Here is a 17,652-nt window from a genome sequence, read left to right on the forward strand (position 1 = left end):
CGGCGCGCGGTGGCAAAGTATCCTGACATCGATCCTTCGCACCTGCGAACAACGATCCCGCCGCACCATCGACTACCTGATCAACACCCTTTCCCAACCGCCCCCCTCAACATCGCCTTGCTGAGGCGGTAAACAATTACTGACAAAGCTTTATGCTAGCTGGGGAACTAGGATTCGAACCTAGACTAACTGGTCCAGAGCCAGTCGTGCTACCGTTACACCATTCCCCAATCCGATTCAAAGTTGGCCAGAAACGACGACGAATTCGACCGGCCGCCATGCGTAGATTCTCGTCCAAAATGCGATTCTTAAGGGTAGGGCAGATCGACAACCCGCGTCAAGTGCGGCGGCGGCTGGAAATGGGGCGCGCGATCGCGAGCTGATGATCGCGAGTCGGTTCGCAAGCGCGGCCGATTGAATTGCGTGCCGTTCGCTCAAAGCTATTTGCGCTTCGGCCGCGCGCTTGGTCGGCGGCCGGGCGAATTCGTCGGCCAGAATCAGGAGGGCGATGGCAATCCCCGAAAGCAACACGCCCGACGGTTCTGTCACCGCCGCTGCACCGCTGCCGATTGTCGCGCGGTTATTTGCGCTGCTAAACTCGCCGCCTGCGCCAAAGGCCGTCGCCATACCTCCGGACCCGCCTGTCGAATCGGCATCAAGCGAATCGCTCGAAGAGAATGTCAGCGCGCTCGAGCCCGAATACCGGAGGCATGGCCTCGGCAGCCGTATGGTCGGAATATGCCTCGCATCGTTGAGAAAGCTCGGTATCCTGAAGTGCAACATTTTTCGCTATTCGGGAAATGAGTTGGGTGAGCAGTTCTGGCGGCGGCACGGTTGGTCGCAGCGCGACGATCTGCAAGTCTTCCAGATACAATGCTCGGAGGCTTTCGTAACGGTGCCCGAAGGCGGACCAAGAACGAGAATTGTCGAGCGAGACTGACGCGAAAGCCATGACCAGCGATTCAAAGCAAAACTTGCTCCGATATGCGTTTGCCATTGGCAGCGTTGCATTGGCTTGTCTGGTGTGGTTCTGCCTGACGCCGCTGATCGGATATCGAGTCACCTCGGCATTCATCCTGGTTGCAGTTCTCGCGACGGGCCGCTTTGCCGGCCTAGGACCATCGTGTCTCGCATTGATAGCCGGCGGGGTCTTCCTCGCCTATGTCGAATATCTGCGGTTCGGGACTCGCGAGTTCATCGCGTTGAATATTGTAGTCATCTACTTCTTTCTCGGAACGATCCTCGTCTTGCTTACACATTCGGAGCGAACCGCCCGCCAAACGGCCGACACGAACGCCGAACGACTTCGGCTATTGGCGCTCCAGGCGCCCGTGGGAATCTCGCTGAGCGATCCCGAGGGGCGGGCATTCTTCGTGAACCAAGAACTGTGTGAAATCGCGGGGGCCGAACCCGAAGAATTCATGGGCGTTGGTTGGCGGCAATTCATCCATCCCGACGATCGAGAGCGGCTCGTCGAAACAGGACGGGCCGACATCGCCGCCGGCAAAACGAGTTCGTCGGCGACCTTCCGGTTTATCCGGAAAGACGGCTCGATCCGTTGGGCATCGAGCACCAGTTCGGTCGTCGTCGATGCCAGCGGAAAGCCGTCGGGACACGTCGGCGTCACCGAGGACATCACGAGCCGAAAGATTGCTGAAGATGCCCTGCAGGCCAAGGAAGCTCAACTCCGAGGAATTTTGGACCATACGTCGGCCGTCGTTTACCTGAAGGATTTGCAGGGCCGCTATCTTGTCGCCAACCGCCGCCATCAAACGATGTTTCAGAGATTTGGCCCGACCATCGTCGGAAAGACGGATTCCGAATTCTTTCCACCGTCGATCGCGCGTCAGTTTATCGAATTCGACCAAAAAGTGATCGACGCGAAGGCGCCGCTTGTGTTCGAGGAACATGCCCCGCACGACGATGGGCTGCACGTTTATCGTTCGATAAAATTTCCCGTCATGGATGAGGCGGGCAGAATGATCGCCGTAGGAGGCATTTCCACCGACATCACCGACCTGCAACAAGCCCACGACGCGTTGAGGAAGAATGAGAAGTTGCTGCGAAACCTGATCGATGTTCAAGAGAACGAAAGGCACCTTCTGTGCCACGAATTTCATGACGGGTTGATACAGTATGCCGTTGGATCCTTGATGGCGCTTGAGGGATTTCAGAGTGGCCATTTGCCCTCGGGTGCGGCGGATGCTTCGCAGATCATCGACAAGGCGATCGCCAATTTGCGCAAAGGCGTCGACGATGGCCGGCGAGCGATCCGCGGGATTCGGCCGGCCGTGCTCGACGATTCGCCCCTGGAAGCCGCTTTGCACGACCTGATCGACCAATTTCCGGCGTCCGAAATCATGGTCAAGTTCGATTGCGACCCCGAGATCGGCCGCCTGCCGAACGCGGTTCAGACCACGGTTTATCGCGTCGTCCAAGAGGCGTTGAACAACGCCAAAAGGCACAGCGGAACCGACGTCGTGCGGATCCAGTTGCGGAAGTCGAAGGACGATCTGCATCTGGAACTGCGCGATTTTGGATGCGGTTTTGACGTAAAAATCCGTGCCGGCGGCTTTGGCTTGCTGGGAATGTCGGAGCGGGTTCGGCTGCTCGGAGGCGACTGCTTGATCGAGAGCGAAAAAGAAGTCGGCACGACGATCAAAGTCCGATTGCCGCTCGCCGACCAACCGCCGGCCGACGGCAGCGGATGAGCCGTCGCCGTGCGGCGCGCGCGGCCGGAGCAGCGGTATTCGGCACGTCGTTGCCGGAAGGCGTTGCCGCCTGAATAAACGACCGACTAGGACGAACCTGCCGGTCGCCTACCGTGTCTCGTCCCGTTTTGAACGGCCCTGTCAGGGCCGAGTCGTCGGGCGCCGCGGTTGGACCCAGGCCTCCACCGCGTGCGCGGCTCCGGCCTGGTCTTGTAGAATCGGCCTTTCAGGCCGCGGGGAGACGTACAGGGGATGGGAGTCAATTGAAATGACTCACGGCCCCTTTAATTCAGCCCCGGCAGTTCGCAGTTAGCGGGTAATCGCTTTTCTCGGCGCCATCACGCGTTGCGGGCCGTAGGGGTTCTGGCGCAGTTCGGCGGCTTGCTCCAGCAGGATGCGGCGCACTTCGAGAATTGTCAACGGATGGCGTTGGACCGCCATGTGGTCGGCGGGAACGACCACTTCGGATTCCGCCTGGTCGTCGTGGGAGCTCGCGAGCGGCACCAATCCGTCGCTGTCGCCGACGACGCGGCCCAGAAGATCATGCTCCGGCAGTTGGCCGATGATGGTGTTGTAGGTCACCCACGGAGCGTGCGTTGCATGGAGCATGGCGGGCAAGAACGTGCATTGCGGCGAAAGCGAATCGATGCTCGTCGAGACGCGCAGCAGCGAACTCGGCGGAAAAAAGCCAGGATTCGCGGCCAGCAGATCTTTCGTGCTTGCCACCTCATCCTTCGGCCGGGCAATCAGTCGCCGCCCGATCCATTGCGTTGTCTCATTCGACACTTTCGTGCCGCGGAGCGGTGTGGCGATTTCGACGACGCGGCGAACCGATGGATTCGGCTCGAAGAAAAAGATGTCGGCGAGATCGGCCCGCAAGCCGGCGTCGGCCTTAAGCTGCGAAAACGGTCGGTCGCTTACTAGCCGCCAAAAATCGTCGCCGCTGGAGATCGTTTGCAGCCGAGCGATGAGGCCTCCCATGCTATGCCCCACCAGCACCATTTGGTCGAGCGCCAAGTCGCGTCGTTCTGGATCCAAGGTCGTGCGGAGCCGGGCCAGAGTGCGTCGCAACTCGGCCGCGCTATCCCAAAACGGCTCACCGGTCGGATAGGTGTAGAACCAGAACTGGTAATTGGCCCGCAATTCGGCGGAGCGGTGCAGCGTGTTGAACATCTCCATCCAGGTGAACGGGCCCGACCAAAGCCCGTGGATCATCAGCACCGGAATCTTGTTCGGCTGAAACGGCTCGAGCATGTAGAGGCCGGACAGGTGTTTCGGCGAATCGGGCCGGAGCAGGCCGATCGTCGGCTGGCTGATTTGCTGTAGCGCGGGGTCGTTCAAGCAATAGGCCAGCGGCGTGCTCAGATCGGTTTCCAGCGGAATTCGCCGCTCGCCGACCGTCACATCGGTTGCCGTCAGGGGGTCGTACAATTCGATCACCGCGCGGTGATGTACGCCAGCGGATGCGATCGGGCCGCTGGAATTGCCGGATGCTCCGCTGGCAGCAGCCGCGGGATGGTCGGGCAATAGGCGCAGGAACGCCGTTATCGGGAATGCCAGGCCGGGTGCGTAGTACGGGCCGGCTGGATCGAAGCGTCCGGAAGGATTTCGCACGACGATGAGCGGCACTCCCAGGCCGAATGTGCGATTCGCATTGTTCAGCCCGGTGACTTTATAGTCTGAAGCGAATTCGACGCGGCCAAAATCCTCGTCGTGCCACAATCCGCCCCGAACCGCCACCTCGACATCCCATTGCTGGCCGCTCATTTCGATTGTTTGGCGCGCGCCGGGGTGGAGCAAACCGTCGGTGCGGGCGATTCGCAACGAAGCTTCCAGCGCCGCGTTGTAAATATCGCAGGCGCCGCGGAACTCGGGGTCGTATGGATTTCGGCCGGCAAAGCCTTCCGAGCCCATCAGATAGAAATGGGCATGTAGCACCGCGGCTGCGTACAAATCGCGCGATCCGGTGATGTCTGCCTTGTGCTGCAGCTTGAGGGCACCGATATACGCCACTTCGGCGGCCGTGTAGTTGCCCTCCGGCGAGGGCTCTTTTTGAACGACGGCTTCGACTTTCGCCAAAAGCTTGCGCGGATCGCCGGCCAAATCGTCGACCAGATCGTAGCTGCGCAGGAATTCGAGCGCTCGCGGGCTTGGCTTCGGGCCGCCATGCGCTGAAAGCGACAGGCGCTCTTGGAGCGGATTTTCGGGGGCGAGACGAGCAGTTACGTAACGCGTTGGCGTGCAGCCGAGCATGGCTGCCACGATGAGGAGCGCGCCGATGATTGCGAGCGGCAACTCCCGCCGCCGCGCGATCGCATGGACCGAAACGCTTTGCCCGAGGGTCGACACTCGCACTGAAGCTCTTGCGGGATTTTGAGATTTGCGATCCATCGCAACAATTCCGCAATGCCCGGCTTCGGCCTCGATCCATCGACACCGTTAGGACGACACTCCGCCACGGAGCGCTTTGCCCTTGCGGTAAGCAGCACTGGCGGAGCCAGTGGCACACGGGCAAGCAGCGCCGGCGCAGCCATTGCTGACGAGCTAGGCTCGGCCGAAAGAAAACTTCTCCACAGACTCCTCTTCCCCTGCGGAGAGGGCAAGGTGAGAGGTCCAAAGAGCGGAAGTTATTTTTCGGCCGAGCCCTATCTGCTAATCCGCACTGCAACTCCGCCGGAGCTTACAGCGGCGCAACCCTCGATCAATGCGGACATTAGAAGCCGAGGCCGGCGCGGTCAATGCCGAACAGGCCACGCAGCGCTAGCGTCGACCAACACCCTCCACGCGGACGGAGCGATTGGCCCCGGAGAGCCTTATTTGCTAGCGGGGCAGATGGGGTGCGGCTGAACCGAGAATCGCGGGCGCGAGCCGGATCGGGGCCGGCACTACTGCCTTGGCGCGATCCGGGGCGGGTTTCGGCTCCTCGCTCTCGTCGCAATTGGTAGCATCTTGCGCCGCGGAGTGAGTGTCGTCGAAAGCCCGTAGCTCTCCTCGCACGATGTGCACGGCGGGGGGCGCTTCGATTCCGAGTGTAACGCGTGCTCCGGAAACACGAGTGACCACAACGACGATACCCTCGCCGATCACGATTTTTTCGCCCACTTTGCGTCTTAGAATGAGCATGACAATCCCTCCTGAATTGCTTCGCTAAACGTTGAAAGGATTTCCCGACCTTTCTGATAACGAGAAGATATTGCAACCGACGTACCGGCTATGCCATTCGTGCTTTTCACGTTCACTCGCCGCGACGTAACCGATTGGAAACATGTAAGTTGCAAAAATTATTGGTTGGATTAGGTGCCCGAAATGGAAAAAGTTGTCACTGAAATTTTGTCCCGATTCGAGCCATTCAGTCTCGAAATGAGACGAGATTCGCCCAGTGCAAAGCAATAAAACTATTGGCTTCAATTTGCGAAGGAATGTGGGCGCTGGCGGGAGGAGCTGCTTCGAGGCTTTGTTGATTGATGGGCTTGAGGGTCCGCGAGCGTGAATACGCTAGGGATGGGGGAGCCCGCATTCATGCGAGAGGTGCTATAATCGATCGACGTCCGTCTGCAGGAATCGATCCGACGATGAAAATCGCATATATCTCGGCTGGCGCCGCGGGGCGATATTGCGGGGCCTGCCTGCACGACAACACGCTTGCCGCGGAATTGCACCGTCAGGGGGCCGACATCCTGTTGGTCCCCACCTACACCCCGCTGCGCACCGACGAACCGAGTGCGAGCGGATCGCGGGTGTTCTTTGGCGGCGTGAATGTTTTTTTGCAACAGCACTCGGCGCTGTTTCGCCATACGCCCTGGTTTCTCGATTCGCTGCTTGATTCGCCGAAGCTGCTCGAGTGGCTTTCGGCGCGCAGCGCTGGGATGGATGTTTCGAAGCTCGGAGCGCTAACGGTTTCGACACTCGCCGGCCGCAAGGGGCGGCAACGCAAGGAAATCGCCAAGCTGATTCGCTGGCTCGCCGGCGACGTTCGACCGGACGTGGTTCATTTGTCGAACGTCATGTTGGCGGGGATGGCTCCGGCCGTGCGCGAGGAATTGCGAGTGCCGATTGTATGCACGCTTTCGGGCGAAGATATTTTTCTCGAGCAGCTCTCCGAGCCGCACTACAGCCAAGCTCGCGCGCTGCTGAAGCAACAGGCGCAGTACATCGATCGGTTCGTCGCGCTGAATCGCTATTTCGCCGATTTCATGGCCGACTATTTGGAGGTCGATCGCGGCAAGATCGAAGTGATTCCGCACGGGCTGAATCTCTCCGGCCATCATCGCCGCCAGCCGCGAGAAATTGCCGCGGAAATTACGGTCGGCTATTTCGCGCGCGTGGCCATGGAAAAGGGATTGCACATTCTGGCCGACGCATTTTGCCTGTTGGCCAATCGAGCCGATATGCCGCCGTTGCGGCTGCATGTGGCCGGCTACATGTCGAGCGGCGATCGGCCCTATTTCGAGCAGGTCACGCGGCGGCTCACGGAAGCAGGGCTAGCGGATCGTTTCGAATACCATGGCGAATTGGATCGAGCAGGCAAGATCGCGTTTTTGCAATCGCTCGACGTAATGTCGGTGCCGACGGTTTATCACGAGAGCAAGGGCATTTCGGTGCTCGAGGGAATGGCCAGCGGAGTGCCGATGGTGTTGCCCAGCCATGGCACGTTTCCGGAACTGATCGAGCGGAGCGGGGGCGGCTTGCTCTGCGATCCGCTCGATCCGCGCTCGCTGGCCGACAAATTGGCCGAGTTGATTCGCGATCCGGCGCTGGCGATGGAGTGCGGACGTCGCGGTCACGAATTGATCCACGGCGAGCACTCCGCTGCGCTCATGGCGCGGCGGCATCGGGCGCTCTACGAGCGTGTGTTGGGCGAAAGGGCCGGAGGCCAGGGATCGGCGATCGGAGGCCGGGAATCAAAAGACGGCGAGGAAGAGGCGGCTGGAATGCTGCGGAAACCCTAGGGCACACGGGCCACGACAACCCGTCCCATGCCCAGGGAAGGCCGCCCTACATGGCAGCATCAGCGAGGACGGCGCCGTTGATCGGCGTGGCTATTCATTATTCGCATCCTGCCTCACGGTCCGAACATAGCTCGCGAGCAGTTCGAACGCCTCATGTTCGCGTGGGCCGCCGGTTTTTTCAACCAGCACGGCCAGCCCTGTCAGTTCCGCTTCGATTTCGGCTCGCGGAATCAGCCCGATTCGCGTGGCGAGGATTGCCGCTTCAACGACGGCATGCTTCGCCCGGTTGAAGCCGAAAAAATCGCGTTCCCCGCCCCGATCAACCACGTCGGCGACGATCTCGGTTCGGGCGTGGCCATCGTCGATCGAGCGTATGCGAAACGCATACCAGCGGCAAGCGTCGACCAGGATGACGCCCACCACTGCCGCGGCCGGCCGCACTTCCGGCAACGGATCCAGCCGATCAATGGCGGCTTGGGCGAGAAGCAGGACGTCGTCGGTGACATGAAAAACTCCCTCGCCGGTCCGCTTCAAGTTCGCGTAGGTGGTCGAAGTCTGGTAGGGACGCAGCAGGAGCCGGTCGAACGATTCGTCGACGCGCGGGCCCATCGGCGCGATGTTCGCGCTGCCGTTGGCGTTGAGCGTCGTGACGATGCCTTCAAGGATCATGGGCAGGACCGTTGGTGGGACGAAGGGGTCTGGAACCTCTCCCGGCAAAGGGGTCAGGCACATTTTTCGGCGGGATGATTTGTTGCGGGTTTGAGGCTGTTTGGAGGCCGAAAAATGAGCCAGACCCCAGCGCGTCAAAACGTCACCGGCGCGCGCGGAGAATTCGAGACGGTTTGTTGCATCGCTCGGCGTTCGTCGGCGATCGACGGAATCCGTGCGGGCAGTGGGAGGCCAGACAATCGCAAAAAATTCGCCAATAGCGAATAACCCGCCTCCGTCAGGATAGATTCCGGATGAAACTGCAAGCCGATCACCGGTCGCCGGCGGTGGGCAATCGCCATCACGATTCCGTCGGCCGTGCGGGCAGTGACTTCCAATTCCGCGGGCAGGCTCGCCTCTTCCACCACGAGCGAATGGTACCGGCACGCCACGAGCGGATTCGGCACACCATCAAAAATGCCGCGGCCATTGTGATACACTTCCGACGTTCGGCCATGCATCGCCTCAGCGGCCCTTCCGACGCGCCCTCCCAGAGCCACCGCGATGACCTGATGCCCCAGGCAAATCCCCAAAATTGGCATTTCATTATGCAGCTCACGGACGATTTCGATCGAACAGCCGGCCTCGTTGGGCGTACAAGGCCCCGGCGACAACACGACCGCATCTGGCCGCGCAGCCCGCACTTCCGCGGCATCGATGGCATCATGCCGGACGACGCGCGTCTCCTGTCCCAGCCGCTGAAAGTAGCGAGCCAGATTGAATACGAAACTGTCGTAGTTATCGATGAGTAGCAAGCTAGGGTGAGGGATTAGGGCGAGGGATTAGGATGAGCAAGCGGGAAGTGTCGTGGTTCGGCATCAGAGAGGACTTTCGTTCGTGTTAGGTGTTGGCGACCGCTTGCGCGTTCCCTAAGCCGTCACTCTAAACCCTCACCCTAATGCCCTGATCATTCCTTCGGCTTTGTGCCACGTTTCTTCGTATTCGCGGACCGGGTCGCTTTGGGCAACGATCCCGCCGCCGACCGGCATTTGCCACCAGCCGCGCCCGGCCGTGATCGTGCGGATCAAAAGGTTCATGTCCATGGAACCATCAAAGCCCAAAAATCCCAGGCAACCGCAATAGGCTCCGCGAGCGGTGGGCTCAAGTTCGGCGATGATCTGCATCGCGCGGATTTTCGGGGCGCCGGAGATCGAACCGCCGGGGAATGCGGCCCGAATGAGATCGATCGCCGTGTTCCCGGTGGTGAGCTCTGCTTGCACGACCGACACCAAATGCTGCACGAACTCAAAAACCTCGAGCCGGCAAAGCTCGCTGACCGTGACGCTCTCTGGCAGGCAGACGCGGGCCAGATCGTTGCGCAGCAGATCGACGATCATCACATTCTCGGCGTTATCCTTTTCGCTTTCCCGCAATTCGTCGCCGGCGAACAAATCGGCCTCGGGCCGGGCCGTGCGGCGACGCGTGCCCTTGATCGGCCGCGCTTCGACCCGCCCATCGGCAACGCGCAAGAACCGCTCGGGCGATGCGCTGACAATTTGAAACTCCCCCAGATCGAAATAGCCCGCCATCGGCGCCGGGTTTCGCTCGCGGAGCCGCAGATAGAGCGACACCGAATCGTCCGTCGCCGGGCAAAGCAGCCGCTGGGAGAGATTGACCTGAAAGATATCGCCGGCGCGAATGTATTCGATGGCACGGGCAACTGTGGCAATATATCGTTCGGGCGAGAAGTTGCTGGTGAGCCGTGCTCCACGAACGGCATCGCCTGCGAATCGTTCGTCGATGGAGAATTGCGGGGCTAGTCGAGCGGCATCGATCTCCCGACGAGAATTCGGCGAGCGGGCGCGGTCCGGGCGAGAGCCGATTTGCGACGTTTCGAGCAATTGTCGGAATTGCTGCGCTCGTCCGCGAGCTCGTCGGCGGCGCGCGGGGCTCTCGATTTCGGGAAATCCCTGTGAGATGATCCAAGCCCGACCCTCGAAATGGTCGAATGCGACGACGAGGTCGTAGAGCCCCATCGCCATTGTCGGAATCTCGAATTCGTCGCAGCGCGGCGGTGGCAAACGTTCGAGTCTGTGAGCGAAATCATACGACAGCAATCCGGCGGCGCCGCCCTGAAACGGTGGCAGGCCGGCAATCGGGGCCGACGAAAACGCCGCCATTCGCCGAGCAAGATCCGCCAGTGGATCGGCCGCCTGCTCGGAATGCCGCGCCTCCGTGAAGTCGAACGGATCAGCGGCGACGAACGAATAGCGGCCAAGCTCGCGATCGCGCCGTGCACTGTCGAGATATAAGCAGTGCGGCAACACCGAAAGGCGGCGAAACACTGCCTCAGCCGCCGGCGCGGGATGCAATTCTTCGATCCAAATCGATTCGTCGGCCTCGGCCGCGCGGTAGGGCGCGATCGTGTCGTCCGAGATTCCAGCGCTCGTGAGACCCGCGCCCGCGATCGATCCGCCGTTGCGAGCAGTGGGTGGCGTCATGGCAATGCAGCCGGGGAAGGCGGATCGTTCGGTGGCGGATCGGCCGCTCCGTGCGGCGGTTCTTTTTCAGGCTCGGCCGGTTTGGTTCGCTTGAGCCGGTGGCTTTGCTCAGGGCGGGTCAGATAACCCCAGTCCAACGCTTCATCTTGTCGATAATCTTTCGAAAGGGTCAGTGCGGTGACCGCCTTGGCCATCTCGTATCCTAAGTAAAAGGCATGCCCGGCGTCGAGGTTGCGCCGCTGCATGGCGAGCAATTGTTCGGCCAGCACAAACGGATCGCGGTCGGCAAGATGCAGCCCCGCGCTGACGACATGAATCCGGCCATCCTCGGCAAAGATGCGGTAGTTGTTGTCTTTGATCTCGGCCGCAAGGCGATCCAATTGTTCGTCGCCGAAACGGGCCGGCTCCGGGCCGCGGAGCATGATCAGCCGCGGGTCGACGTGCTTTGGCAACGTGCGATGCCGCACCGCATGATAGACCAACTGCCGAGCCACATCGCATTCGCCCACGCTGCCCCGGGCCCAATTGATCACCTGCGTCGTCAGCACGCTGCGAATCCCGAGCTCTTCGCAAATCGCCAGCAGCAACACATTGATGCCTGCGGAATCGACGTCGGTCAGCTCCGTCAAGTTTCCGACGCCCATCAGCATTTCCGCATCGGGAAACCGGCGGCGAACTTCGAAATAGCGGAGCAAGCTGGCGGCAAAACCAAGCCCGATCGGCTCCAGCACGGCGTCGATCCGCAACCGGACGCCGGCCGCCGCCAGATGGGCGACGGTTTCTTCGAGGCCGGGAAGGAGACTGTCCCCTTTTGCTCCGAAGACTTCGCAAAAGGGGACAGTCCCCGGGACTTCGCAAAAGGGGACGGTCGCCGGTTCGGCCGGGAGGTCCGGCACCACGACCACTTCGCAGCCCCAATCGACGGCCGCCTCGCGGTTCGACGAATTCACCGACAACACCAATTCGGCGCCTGCCCGCACCGCCGGCTCGATTTCACGCGGATCGAGACTATCGATCGACACGCGATGGCCGGCGTCGCGCAGGGCTCGCACCACGTCGGCCACGCCACTCCACGGTCCGCCCGGATCGCAGCCGACGTCGATCATGTCGGCCCCATCGGCAGCCAATCGCCGAGCTTCCGCAAGGATTGCGAGAAGCGGCAACCGCGGGCAATGATTGATCTCCGCGACGATTTGGATGTCGCGGGCGCCGTAGTCGGTTGGGGGCGGCTCGTGGCCGAAAAATGCGGCCAGCCGGCGCAAATCGCGCGGCCCGCGCTCGACAGGCTTCGCCGCCGCTTCCTCGACCGGCCGCAAGTCGCCTTCGCAATAGCCGGGCAAGAGCACGCGATCGGCATCCGGCGGCACATGAATTCGCCGCGCGATCCACTCCGGCGTCATCAGCGCCGCGACCGTGATCGGCAGCACGTCGATCGTATAGCTGAAGCCGACGCGGGCGGCCAGCTGCGCCAATTCTTCGCGCAGCGCGTGTTCCGCCAACCGCCCCGTGACGAAATGAATCCGCTCAGGTCGGTCGGGTTGCATTTGTCGCCCTGAGAACGAGCTTTGCTGTTCGCCGCAAAATCACGGCATCGCTCGTTTGACGAAATCGGCGAAGTCTTGTTTTAGCTTGCGATGCGAATCGCGGTCGATATACATCATGTGGCCCGCTTCGTAGTATTGCCAATCGACGTTCTTCAGCATTTCCGGATGCAAGCCGAGATGATTGAACGTGTATTGCACCGAGAAATACGGCGTCACGTTGTCGTAATAGCCCGCGCAAACCATGACCTTTAGATGCGGATTTTTCATGAAGGCCGAGCGGAGCAGGCCGGTGGTTTCGGCGTAGCCGTTGCTCGACTCCCAATCCCAGGGGAGATGCACCAGCACGTTGTAGACCATGTCGGTCTTGTAGCCGAGTTCGTCGCGGATGTATTGCTCGAACGCGGCTTCGAACGGCGGCCGGACAAGCGAGCCCGCGGGATCGAACTCGACACGGTCTTCAATGCTCAGCGGCGCGGGAGCGGTCAGCCGGCCATCGTAGCCGCCGATCACCAGCTTCTGGTCTTTCAGCAATTGCCGGGCAAAATGCCCGGATTCGACGCGCAAGTCGCTGTCGTCGATGTAGCGCGGTTCGATGCCCGTGTAGCGGGCCAATTTGCCGACGGCCGCTTTTCGCTCCGCCGCGGATAAATCGCTTCCGCGATTGAGGATCGACACATAATCGTTCATCGCCCAATGCTCGGATTCCTTCAGCACGGCTTTTAGATCCTTTTGCTGTAGGTCGGCCGGCAATTTCTTGTGATACCAGGCGTCGGCGGTGTAGGTGGGCAAGTGCAAAGCCGTGGGCAACCCGTTGAACAAATCCTCTTCCAGCACGCCCATGTTCAGAACCGTCGAAATCAATACGATGCCATTGAAGGCGATGCCCTTTTCGATGAGCGTGCCCGCCAGCCCGGCGGCGCGAAACGTGCCATAGCTTTCGCCGGCCAAAAACAGCGGCGACAGCCAGCGATCGTTGCGAGTGATATACATGCGGATGAACTCGCCGACGGATTGAATATCGCCGCGCACTCCGTTGAGTTGATGGGCGATTTCGGGCGTCTTGGCCCGGCTGTAGCCGGTGCCGACCGGATCGATGAACACCAGATCCGTTTGATCGAGCCACGTGGATTCGTCGTCGATCAATTGGAAGGGCGGCGGCGGCATGTCGCCTTTGTCGGTCAGTTTTGGACTGCGGGGCCCCATCGCGCCCATGTGAACCCAGATCGAAGCCGAGCCGGGGCCGCCGTTGAAGGCGAACGTCAGCGGCCGTTTGGCGCGATCGGCGCCATCGAGCGTGTAGGCCATGTAGAAGATATGGGCCTCGGTTTCGCCGCGCGCATTCTTGATCGGCATCTGCGCGACCGTGGCGGTGTAGGCGATCGTTTTGCCGCCGACGGTGATTTTGTGGTGCGTCGCCACCGGCGTTTCGTCGACCGCTTCCGCCGACACGGCGCTTGCCGCCGATGGGCCAGGCGATTGCTCGGGATGATGATGGCCGCGGGCGGCCTCTTGGATGGCGCCGGGATGCTCGCTCCCGGCCGGCTCGTGCTTCGGCTGCTCGGCTTTGATTTGCTCGGTTTCGCCCTGGTCAGTTTTTGCTGTGCCGTTGGGCAGGGGAACCGTTGCCGCAGCAGTCCCGTGGGGCGCGGGCGATTGTGCGGCAGAGCTTTTCGCCGGTGCCGTTGACGACGCCGACGCTTTGGATGGCGCCTGCGCGGGTTGGTCGGCTAGCGCCGGCAACGCGACGAAACAGAGCAAGATCGTGTATCGCAACTTCATGGAGGATTTTCCCTGGGATTTCTCGGGGGAACTGCTGGGGTGCGTTTCTTAGGGTACACAGCGAAGTTGACGGGGGCAACTTACCGCTAATGAGGGCGCTGGTGGCCGTCCAGGGAAGGCCGGGGACGGCGATTGGCAGTGGTCGACGCGGTGGGGGCCTTCCCTGGGCTTGGGTGGAAATGCGCGGCGCGGAGTGATTCGCTAGAACGGCATCGCGGGGTTAGCGACGACTTTGTAGCAGGCCCCGATTTGATTCCCGGCGGCGTCGACGCCGATCACCAGTGTGATCAGATGTTCGACTTCATCTTTGTACATCGTCGCCATTTGGCCATCCTCCATGACCAGCGCGGTTCCTTCGCCGTCGTAGTTGAAACAAACGACATCGATTCGCTGATAGCCGAATGGATTTTCGCCGCTGTCGCCGACCCGTTCGAGATGCAGTTGCATAGCGTCGTCTCCACAGGATGGGATTGCAATCGGCCGCGCGCTTGGTTGTATCACGCCGGTGAGGCAACTAAAATGGCCAGCTATTCTAAACCTCCATGGATGGGTTACTCGAACTCGCGATTTTGGTAATCCTATGAAACACCGGCTTAATTTGCGGTCGGCAAGCCATTTCCAGGCCGCATCGCTTCTCTGCGCATTCGCTTGCATCGTCTGTTTTGCGGCGTCGGCGATGGCATACCCGCCCCGCAGTGGCCGCCTCGGCCCGCGCGACCGCGATCCGGATTCGCAAGGCGACGATCAGGACAAGGCACCGGCAGAGCCGGCCGGCGGCGGTCCGGCGCTGCGGAATGCGGAGTCGGCGCTTTCGAGTTGGCTCGACCGGCTGGAGGCGTTTCTGCCGCGCAGCGCTGCGGATTTCGGCCGGCAAAACTTGTCCGAGTTCGACCAGGAGACGCAGGGCGTCGAAGGCTGGTCGGCCGAAACCGCCCGCTTCGATCCGCCCCCCACGCCCGAAGAACTGAAGCAGATCGTCAATCTCTTGCTCGATTCGAAAGACCGTGTCGATCGGGCGCTGAATCGAACGCTGAATCTACGCATCGGGCTGGCAGCGCTCGACAAATCGATGCAGCACGATTCGGTACGGCATTTCCTGGCCACCACTTCGGGCTTGATCGATCTATCGGGCCGGCTGCGCTATTTGCTCTTCGACGCGTTGAATTACGCCGCGGAAGAGGGCTCTGAATTGCCCGCCGCTCGCGATCAATTTCTAGACGTGCTCACCGCGCATCGCAGTTCGATCGGAGCGGTCGTGGCCGTCGGCGCGCTGTTGTTCGACCCCGTTTCGACCGATCCGGCGGAACGGATCGAGCCAATGCCCGCGTCCGTAAAGCGGAAGGTGCTGAATTTGGTTGCCGCGACGGGGCAAATGGATTTGCTGCCGCAAGTCGCCGCGTTTGCCCGCGATCCGAGAACCACGCCCGGCCTGCTCCTGGCGGCCGCGGAGACGATTCGCATGGTTGGATTGCCGCAAGACGTGCGCCCCGGGCAAGACCCTGAGGCGCCGAAGCCGGCGATCACCGCTCGCGAGCTGCACGATTTGCTGGCGAAAGTGGCGGCGGATCGCTGGAGCGCCGACGAACAGCCGCGCGTCGATGAACTTCTGTCCTGGCTCGACGAGCGGGCCAAGAAGGGGCTCAGCGAAGATCGGCTCCGGCTGGGGCGATTCGACGTGCAACCGGGCGATTGGCTGCTGATGCGGAATCCGTCTCCCTACAATCTGTTCACCGACCTCTCGCCCGGATTGTTTACGCATGTCGGGGTCGTTGCCGCGGAGACGGGCACGGACGGCATTCGCCGCCTCGTGCTGGTGGATTTGCCGGAGCGTGGCACGCGCATGCCGGCAACGAATGTCGATGCGTTTGTTGCCCGCAGCTTGCACTACATGTTTCTCCGTCATCCGGATCCGGCGGTTGCGCAGAAGATGGGAGAGACGGCGGCGGAATTGATTGGCGCGCCGACGGAATTCGATCTCAATTTCCGCACCGACCATGTGACGGCGCTCAAGGGCCAGCCGTTGAAGGGCAAGAAGATTCATGCCTATTGCGCCGGGTTCTTGCTGTTATGTGCCCAAGACACGGGCCGGCCGCGCGAAGAATTCTTCCCGATTCCCGAAGGTCCCGCGGCGGGCAATACCCGCGAGAACCTGGCGAAGATCGGCATCACCTTCGGCCAGAACTTCATCTCGCCGACCGGCGCCCTGTTTTCGCCCAAGTTGCAAATCGTCGGCCAGCGGGAGCCGATGTACGATTCGCAGCGCGAAGTGGAAGAAGCGATTTACGACTATTTCGCCGAAAGCCTGAAAACCAAAACGCTCGTCGCGACTCCCGATCTGTTCCAATCGATGCGGCTGAAAATGGCCGAGGCATCGAAGACGAACCCCTTATTGGCAAAAGCAATCGCCGACGCGGCGCATGTCGATCAAGACCTCGATCTGGTGTCGGCCGCGAAGACGCAGGCGGTGGTCGAGGATTTGGACAACATCGCCTATGGCAATAGCCGCGAATATCTCCTGGCCCGGCAAGCGATCCTCGCCGGACCGAAGCCGGCTCCGGTGGCGGGGCAGACCGCGGAGCAAACGGCTCAGTTGGCTGAGTTGCGGGAAAAGTTTTCCAGCCTGGCCCAATTCTGGGACGCAGACAAATTGTCGCCCCGCGCCTTGCGAATCGCGCTCGTAAAATACTACATCCGGTCGGGCAAGGCCCAGCTCGATACGAAGTTTTTCAGCGGGGGAGCGAGCGGCCGATAGTTTCCCAGTTCGTATTGTCGCAGGCACACGCCGTGTGGCGTCTGCGCGGGGCGAGAGGCTGCGCTCAGAGCAGCGCCGACGGCACACGGAGTGTGCCTACTAGATTGGCAAGCCAGCGGCACACCGTTGCGGTCGATGCCCATGCGATTCGGAATCATCAGTTTGCTGATCGCGGTGGCGTCGGCGGCCCTGGTCGTGCGGATCGCCATGTGGCAACCGATGCTCGGTGGGCTGCTCGGCGCGGCGTGGCTCGCAGGGTTGGGAAGCCATCTTTTCGCACGGGATCGGCGTTACGGTTGGCTGCGCGGCGCCGTGGCCGGCCTGTTTTGGTTCGCCGTCAGTCCGATTTTGATCGTCACCGTGATTTGGGTGTGCATCAGCTTGCCGCCGCTGCTATTCGGCGTCCGCCCGATAAGCCCCTCCGAATTGCTCGGCAGTGTCTCGGCATGGGCCCCCTATGTCCAAGCAATCGCCTCCGGCATCATCGGCGCGCTGACCGGCATACGGATGAGCCCGCGGCTGGAATTGGAAACGGAGTAAGAAGGTGATCGCAATCGTTACCGTCGTTCCGGCCGATGATCGTCGTAATGGTCGTAGATGTCCATCCGTGGGTCGTCCCAACCGGCCTCAGCCGCTGTCTTCCAGATGAGCGGGCACATTTCGCGTGGATCGAACTCGTCGTCGGCGAGCGGAGGGGCGACCGCGTGGGGTTGATCGGTCGGAGCGGTAGAATTTGCGGGCTCAATTTTGTCGTCCATCGTTTCCTCT

The 17,652-nt window shown here is 61.2% G+C and carries 14 protein-coding genes and 1 tRNA gene; 4 read left to right on the top strand and 11 right to left on the bottom strand.

Annotated elements, in window-relative coordinates; genetic code table 11:
- Nucleotides 1-159: 159 nt before the first annotated feature.
- Both VHX65_13690 and VHX65_13695 read right to left on the bottom strand, forming a co-directional pair.
- Nucleotides 160-230: transfer RNA gene (locus VHX65_13690), tRNA-Gln, on the bottom strand.
- Nucleotides 231-655: 425 nt separating this feature from the next.
- A complete protein-coding gene (locus VHX65_13695) occupies nucleotides 656-874 on the bottom strand; it encodes a hypothetical protein (protein ID HEX3999600.1) in 219 nt (72 codons plus the stop codon).
- Nucleotides 875-950: 76 nt separating this feature from the next.
- Between VHX65_13695 and VHX65_13700 the strand changes: the two genes are divergently transcribed.
- Complete coding sequence (locus VHX65_13700; GenBank protein ID HEX3999601.1) at nucleotides 951-2,711, top strand: PAS domain-containing protein; 1,761 nt, start codon at nucleotides 951-953, stop codon at nucleotides 2,709-2,711.
- Between the two features lie 309 nt (nucleotides 2,712-3,020).
- On the opposite strand, the gene VHX65_13705 is transcribed toward VHX65_13700, so the two are convergent.
- Nucleotides 3,021-5,102, bottom strand: coding sequence for an alpha/beta hydrolase (locus VHX65_13705; GenBank protein HEX3999602.1), 2,082 nt, complete (start codon nucleotides 5,100-5,102; stop codon nucleotides 3,021-3,023).
- A 429-nt stretch (nucleotides 5,103-5,531) separates the two neighbouring features.
- Complete coding sequence (locus VHX65_13710; GenBank protein HEX3999603.1) at nucleotides 5,532-5,834, bottom strand: carbon storage regulator; 303 nt, start codon at nucleotides 5,832-5,834, stop codon at nucleotides 5,532-5,534.
- A 449-nt stretch (nucleotides 5,835-6,283) separates the two neighbouring features.
- Here VHX65_13710 and VHX65_13715 point away from each other — a divergent pair, with 449 nt between their 5' ends.
- Entirely contained in the window at nucleotides 6,284-7,660 is a 1,377-nt protein-coding gene (locus VHX65_13715; protein ID HEX3999604.1) for a glycosyltransferase family 4 protein, read from the top strand.
- A 90-nt stretch (nucleotides 7,661-7,750) separates the two neighbouring features.
- Here the strand turns inward: VHX65_13715 and VHX65_13720 are convergent, their stop codons facing one another.
- The 6 genes from VHX65_13720 to VHX65_13745 all read right to left on the bottom strand — a co-directional run bounded on the left by VHX65_13720 (nucleotide 7,751) and on the right by VHX65_13745 (nucleotide 14,579).
- Nucleotides 7,751-8,329: a DUF447 domain-containing protein gene (locus VHX65_13720; protein HEX3999605.1), complete on the bottom strand. Its 579-nt coding sequence runs from the start codon at nucleotides 8,327-8,329 to the stop codon at nucleotides 7,751-7,753.
- Between the two features lie 134 nt (nucleotides 8,330-8,463).
- On the bottom strand, nucleotides 8,464-9,123 hold the full coding sequence (locus VHX65_13725; protein ID HEX3999606.1) for an aminodeoxychorismate/anthranilate synthase component II: 660 nt from the start codon (nucleotides 9,121-9,123) through the stop codon (nucleotides 8,464-8,466).
- 135 nt (nucleotides 9,124-9,258) lie between these two features.
- Nucleotides 9,259-10,809 (bottom strand): anthranilate synthase component I family protein, encoded by a 1,551-nt coding sequence (locus VHX65_13730; protein HEX3999607.1) that lies wholly within the window; start codon nucleotides 10,807-10,809, stop codon nucleotides 9,259-9,261.
- The gene (locus tag VHX65_13735; protein HEX3999608.1) at nucleotides 10,806-12,353 is read right to left on the bottom strand and encodes a DUF6513 domain-containing protein; all 1,548 of its coding nucleotides are present in this window, start codon (nucleotides 12,351-12,353) and stop codon (nucleotides 10,806-10,808) included. The genes VHX65_13730 and VHX65_13735 overlap by 4 nt, the downstream gene beginning before the upstream one ends.
- Nucleotides 12,354-12,392: 39 nt before the next feature.
- The gene (locus VHX65_13740) at nucleotides 12,393-14,132 is read right to left on the bottom strand and encodes a peptidase S10 (protein ID HEX3999609.1); all 1,740 of its coding nucleotides are present in this window, start codon (nucleotides 14,130-14,132) and stop codon (nucleotides 12,393-12,395) included.
- Between the two features lie 201 nt (nucleotides 14,133-14,333).
- On the bottom strand, nucleotides 14,334-14,579 hold the full coding sequence (locus VHX65_13745; GenBank protein ID HEX3999610.1) for a hypothetical protein: 246 nt from the start codon (nucleotides 14,577-14,579) through the stop codon (nucleotides 14,334-14,336).
- A gap of 229 nt (nucleotides 14,580-14,808) precedes the next feature.
- On the opposite strand from VHX65_13745, the gene VHX65_13750 reads away from it, so the two are divergent.
- Both VHX65_13750 and VHX65_13755 read left to right on the top strand, forming a co-directional pair.
- The gene (locus VHX65_13750; protein HEX3999611.1) at nucleotides 14,809-16,884 is read left to right on the top strand and encodes a hypothetical protein; all 2,076 of its coding nucleotides are present in this window, start codon (nucleotides 14,809-14,811) and stop codon (nucleotides 16,882-16,884) included.
- A 135-nt stretch (nucleotides 16,885-17,019) separates the two neighbouring features.
- The gene (locus VHX65_13755; protein ID HEX3999612.1) at nucleotides 17,020-17,424 is read left to right on the top strand and encodes a hypothetical protein; all 405 of its coding nucleotides are present in this window, start codon (nucleotides 17,020-17,022) and stop codon (nucleotides 17,422-17,424) included.
- 17 nt (nucleotides 17,425-17,441) lie between these two features.
- Here the strand turns inward: VHX65_13755 and VHX65_13760 are convergent, their stop codons facing one another.
- The gene (locus VHX65_13760) at nucleotides 17,442-17,642 is read right to left on the bottom strand and encodes a hypothetical protein (GenBank protein HEX3999613.1); all 201 of its coding nucleotides are present in this window, start codon (nucleotides 17,640-17,642) and stop codon (nucleotides 17,442-17,444) included.
- Between the last annotated feature and the right edge of the window lie 10 nt (nucleotides 17,643-17,652).

This window comes from Pirellulales bacterium, from assembly GCA_036267355.1.
Classification (GTDB): domain Bacteria; phylum Planctomycetota; class Planctomycetia; order Pirellulales; family DATAWG01; genus DATAWG01.